This is a genomic window from Galbitalea sp. SE-J8 (assembly GCF_030345695.1).
GTDB lineage: Bacteria > Actinomycetota > Actinomycetes > Actinomycetales > Microbacteriaceae > JAUASV01.
This window is the reverse complement of the sequence record NZ_JAUASV010000045.1, coordinates 1-4,451: the sequence shown is the minus strand read 5'-3', so window position 1 is coordinate 4,451 and position 4,451 is coordinate 1. Positions and strand designations below refer to the sequence as shown.

The following is a 4,451-nucleotide window of genomic DNA, read 5'->3' as shown; positions in this document are numbered from 1 at the left end:
AAGGTCGGGGTCAGCGAGGACTTCGCCGATCAGGGTCGTCAAGGCAGACTGGTGCTGGGTCATCGTGGGATCTCTTCTTTGCTTCTTGCCGGAAACAACTGGTCATCCCACGGTGGCCCCTCCCACGTCAACGACGACGAGGACCCCGCGGGAAGCGAAACCACACTATGGGACTCACCCCGGACCGACCGTCGCATGCTTGCGAAGGGATCCTAAGTTTCGCTAGAGTCCAAAAACGGAGCGCGGATCGAGTCGCGCTGGTCCGACAGGGGATTTATGCAGAAGATTCGACGGCGCGGTCGCGTGGCATCGGCGATCGTTGTCACCGCATTACTCGCCGGACTCACAACAATCGGACTGCCTGCTTCCGCACAGGCAATGACGTGCGACCAAGCCCACAACACGGCGGATCCGAACAACCTGGTGTACCGGCCGCCATTCACCACGACCAACGGGGACGCCCACTGGATGCGGAAGTATTGTGCGGACGGCTGGGATGGGCGGTACGAACCAATCGGAAGTCTCCACACCGGTTGGGACTGGATGCTAAGCCCGGCGCCGCTGTCGAATGGGCGCTTTCCTGTTTACGCTCTCCAGCACGGCGAGATCCTCGACTATTCGAACGATGGATCGAATGCTACTTGCATGGGTCGTTGGGTAGAGGTCCGGCAGGACGATGGCGTCAAAGTGATTTATGCGCATTTCGACTCCATTTCACAGTTTTCGGGCAATATCAATAAAAGCGATCAAATCGGCGTCGCTGGGAAAACCGGATATTGCCCCACCGGGACGCACATCCACCTGAGCATGACGATGGCTTGGGCCACGAACAAATGGAACAGCGACTTCTTCAACTCCAAGGCGTTCCTCGTGAACCACCACGCTTTTGACAGCTATCCGGGAAGCGACTATTAGCGTGAGCACGACGGGCCTCAAGCGATGGCGCGTCTGCTTGATCTCCTTGTCTATGCTGATGGCGTTTGCGAGCGTGGGCACCGCTTGTTCGGTGCAGGCGCCAACCTCCAGCCCCACCCCTCCGGGCGCAAGTGAAAGCTCAGAGAGCTGTGAAAACGCTCTGGATACGGATACGGCTGACAATCTAAAGTCGCTCGACTGGAGAGTAGATGACTCGTTCGTTCAGCGGGTCGGACCCAACGCTGGTCCGCTCAGTGAGTTTGTGCCGAATGGCGGGAATTTATGTGGCTGGGGAGTCCCGGGAGACGACATTGAACTCGCGTACGGGTACGGGCCTATAGCTGCCGTTCAGGCCGAATCGATGCAGGAACAGTTGGGTGCGGCGGGCGCGAAATCTGTGGCCGACGTCGCTCCCGGTGCGGTGACGTATTCGCAAGTTGGCGGCGACATGGGCATCCCCGGCGGCTGGGCTTTCGGAAGCGGTTGGTGGGCGTATTCTCTCAATAACGGGTACGCCGTTGACGGAGTGCGAGTGGACCTTCTGCCCGAAATTGTCAATGCGGCTTCGCAGAATTAAGAGAAAGAGAATGGTATGCGCACAAAGCTCGAACCGATAATGTTTGTCATGCCCGCCTTGGCGATCCTACTGACGGTGTCAGGATGCGCGGGGCGCGCCGGCTCGCCCGGCGCGGAAGGAACGGATGGGTCAGCAGACACACCGAGCGCTTCTGCTACGTCGACGCCGGCTCTCACGCCGACACCTACACCAACTTCGACGCCGACTTCGACGGGTATCGATGCGACGAGTATCTCATGCTCCGATCTCCTGTCCCCGGACTCGGTCGATTCGATCGAATCGGATGGCTACACGCTTTCTGGCGATGAGTTTGCTGCCAGTTCTGTTGCTGCCGGAAATGTGTTTGGCGACTTTGTGGAATTCGGCGGGGTCGCGTGTGATTGGGTCAATACTGCGTTGAACACCCATTGCGTCTCGTACGCATTTGCTCCGTTGTCGGAAGATGCGGCGAGCAAGTACAGGAAAAAGATCGGGTTGCTCGAATCCGACCGGGTGAGCGGTGATGACCATGTTGCCGTCTATAACCTCCCAGGGTCGAGTTCGTCTAACGCCAACTTCGTATTCGGCAATGGATACGCCGCCTATAGTGTGGCAAGCAAGTGCGCCTCAAACCACGTGGACGAGGTTTTTCAAAACGGTTTCGGTTCTTCTAGTTAGCTAGAGGCAAGAGGAGCTCCAGTCGGAATCCTTCCGGTCGGCAGGAGCCCGCTTCTTTGATGGAATTCGGCAAGCGCTGACCTTTCTTGCTATCAGAGGTGGGTTGCCACGGCGCTACACCTCGGCCGAACCATCAGAGGATAGAACGAGCTTGCGGTTGCCAAAGGTGGCGGTGACTTCGACGGTGCCACAGAGGGCTTCGACGTAGGACGTGAGGGTTGCGAGGCCGGAGCGGTCGAGGTCTCCCGCTTCGAGCGCGGAGATCCTGGGCTGGGTGATGGCCATGCGGTCGGCGAGCTCCTTCTGCGTCCCTCGCGGATCTCGCGGAGCCGGTAGGCACGCTCCTCGGCCACCATCCGCGCGACGTGCGCGGCAACAGCGGTCTCGTCGACGGGGCATTTGGCGCGCACGTCGTCACTCCTTGGGGCTCTGCGGCTTACCGCGGATGAGGTCAGCGCCCAGGCCGAGGCGTTGGTCGTCGACTGCCTGGTCGTCTCACCCGTTCCGATGCGGCCAAGCGGGCGGCCGAGAGGGGGTCGGTCACGATCACCGATCACGGCCGGCGCTCGCACGTGTTGCTCACGGCAGAGGAGTTCGATCGGATCTCCGGCGAGCGAGAGCTCGTGGGGGACCGGCTGTGGGCGCGGGGCACCGAGCACATCGAGCTCGACCTGCCGGAGCGTCGGGTGGAAACGCCCCGTGGGCTTGATCTGTGAGATACCTGCTCGACACGAACGTCGTCAGTGATGCGCGACTGAAGCGGTCGCCGTCGTTGATGACCTGGTTGCGAGAACAAGAGATCGGAGATCTCGCTCTCAGCGTCATCACGGTGCTGGAACTCGAGCGCGGGGTCCAGCGAAAGGAACGCGCAGATCCCGTTGGTGCACGCCCGCTACGCCTATGGCTTGACGAAGATGTACGGCCAATGGTCGTTCACGATCTCGCGCTCGTCACGCGGAACACCAAAGAATTCGGGCGCACGGGTGTCCGACCGCTCAACCCCTGGGAGCTGTGAAGGCGCCCGGTCGAAGCGCTCCGCAACGTCCTGAGCGAGCGTTCGTCGGTCACGACGGGCGCCCCTGTTTGATCCAGAGGACGTACGCGACGCGCTCGACGAGCGCGAAGACGACGACGATCACGACGGCCGGAGCGCCTTTGACCCCGACGGCGGTCAGGAGCGCGACGAGCGCGATCTCCAGGCCGATCAGGACCACGACGGCACCGAGGGCGCGGGAGCCGCCGCTGTCGGATCGCTTCATCGGGCACCCGACCCCTGCGCGTGCCGCATCGTCGTGCGGACGTCACGGTTCTTGGCAGATGCGAACAATCCGACGGCGAGCGGCACCAGCAGGAGCGCTCTTCGCGCCGCTCGCCGACGCGCCCTCTTCCCGAGGATGGCCAGCCAGAGCCCGCCGACGACGGCGAAGCCGGCGCCCGGCCCGAGTGCCGGAAAAGCCGGCGGAAACGTGCGATCTGTTACTTGCATGAGTAACACGTTACCTGTTCGGGTAAGATCGGTCAACGTGGGCACGAGATCAGCAGGCCGACGACCGGCATCCTCCGCGTCACTCGCGAGCAGGCAGCGGCGAGAGCAGATCATGGACGCCGCGGTTCGCGTGATCGCCCGTGAGGGATCGCACGGGCTGTCCTTCGCCAAGGTCGTCGAGGAGGGCGGCCTGAGCAGCACGCGGCTCATCTCCTACCACTTCGGCAGCCGCGAGATCCTGCTCGAGGAGACGCTCGCGCACGTCGTCGCACGCGCGGCGGAGTTCATGGGCCCGCGGATCGCCGCCGAGACCTCGGTGCGCGGGAAGGTCCGCGCCTACATCACCAGCAACTTCGAGTTCCTCGCCCAGAATCTCGATGTCGCCGGCGCTGCGGTCGATCTCGCGGCAAGCGTGGGCGGATCCGCCAGTGCCGCGGCGATCTCGCTTCTGGAGGAGGTCTTCCGAGCCGGGCAGGACGCCGGCGAGCTGCGCGCGTTCGATGTCCACGTCATGGCCATCGCGCTGCGCGGTGCGATCGACGCCAACGTGCTCGACCTGCACTCGGGCAATGCCGGCGCCGCACGGACCGCGGCGGAGCTCTCAGCGGCGTTCGATCGCGCCATTCGAGTCTGAGCCGACGCCGGAACGCCCCCTGAGGTCCGTCGTTCCATGGCGGTCCGCGGGTGCGATCAGGCCTGAACCGTGCCGATTTAGTGCGTGATTCTCGTCCGGCGGAGGGCGTCGAGGATCTCGGTGGCTGCGGGGCCCGGCGGCGTGGCTGCCGTGAGGTCGTGCCCGAGGGCGTTGATCGTTAC

General features: G+C 63.0%; 7 protein-coding genes. 5 read left to right on the top strand and 2 right to left on the bottom strand.

The features are described from left to right. Positions 1-303: 303 nt before the first annotated feature. Together QT381_RS15650 and QT381_RS15645 are read left to right on the top strand one after the other, a co-directional pair. Positions 304-915, top strand: a complete 612-nt coding sequence (locus tag QT381_RS15650) for a M23 family metallopeptidase (RefSeq protein ID WP_289249957.1) — start codon at positions 304-306, stop codon at positions 913-915. Positions 916-1,540: 625 nt separating this feature from the next. Next, positions 1,541-2,149, top strand: coding sequence for a hypothetical protein (locus tag QT381_RS15645; protein WP_289249956.1), 609 nt, complete (start codon positions 1,541-1,543; stop codon positions 2,147-2,149). Positions 2,150-2,263: 114 nt separating this feature from the next. Here the strand turns inward: QT381_RS15645 and QT381_RS15640 are convergent, their stop codons facing one another. Further along, a complete protein-coding gene (locus QT381_RS15640) occupies positions 2,264-2,548 on the bottom strand; it encodes an XRE family transcriptional regulator (protein ID WP_289249955.1) in 285 nt (94 codons plus the stop codon). Positions 2,549-2,631: 83 nt separating this feature from the next. Here QT381_RS15640 and QT381_RS15635 point away from each other — a divergent pair, with 83 nt between their 5' ends. Further along, positions 2,632-2,865 carry a type II toxin-antitoxin system prevent-host-death family antitoxin gene (locus tag QT381_RS15635; RefSeq protein ID WP_289249958.1) on the top strand — a complete coding sequence of 78 codons (234 nt, stop codon included), beginning with the start codon at positions 2,632-2,634 and terminating at the stop codon, positions 2,863-2,865. After that, entirely contained in the window at positions 2,862-3,164 is a 303-nt protein-coding gene (locus tag QT381_RS15630; RefSeq protein ID WP_289249954.1) for a PIN domain-containing protein, read from the top strand. The genes QT381_RS15635 and QT381_RS15630 overlap by 4 nt, the downstream gene beginning before the upstream one ends. A gap of 49 nt (positions 3,165-3,213) precedes the next feature. Here QT381_RS15630 and QT381_RS15625 read toward each other — a convergent pair whose 3' ends face one another. Next, positions 3,214-3,408, bottom strand: a complete 195-nt coding sequence (locus QT381_RS15625; protein ID WP_289249953.1) for a hypothetical protein — start codon at positions 3,406-3,408, stop codon at positions 3,214-3,216. A gap of 339 nt (positions 3,409-3,747) precedes the next feature. Here QT381_RS15625 and QT381_RS15620 point away from each other — a divergent pair, with 339 nt between their 5' ends. Further along, entirely contained in the window at positions 3,748-4,269 is a 522-nt protein-coding gene (locus tag QT381_RS15620) for a TetR/AcrR family transcriptional regulator (RefSeq protein WP_289249952.1), read from the top strand. Positions 4,270-4,451: the final 182 nt, after the last annotated feature.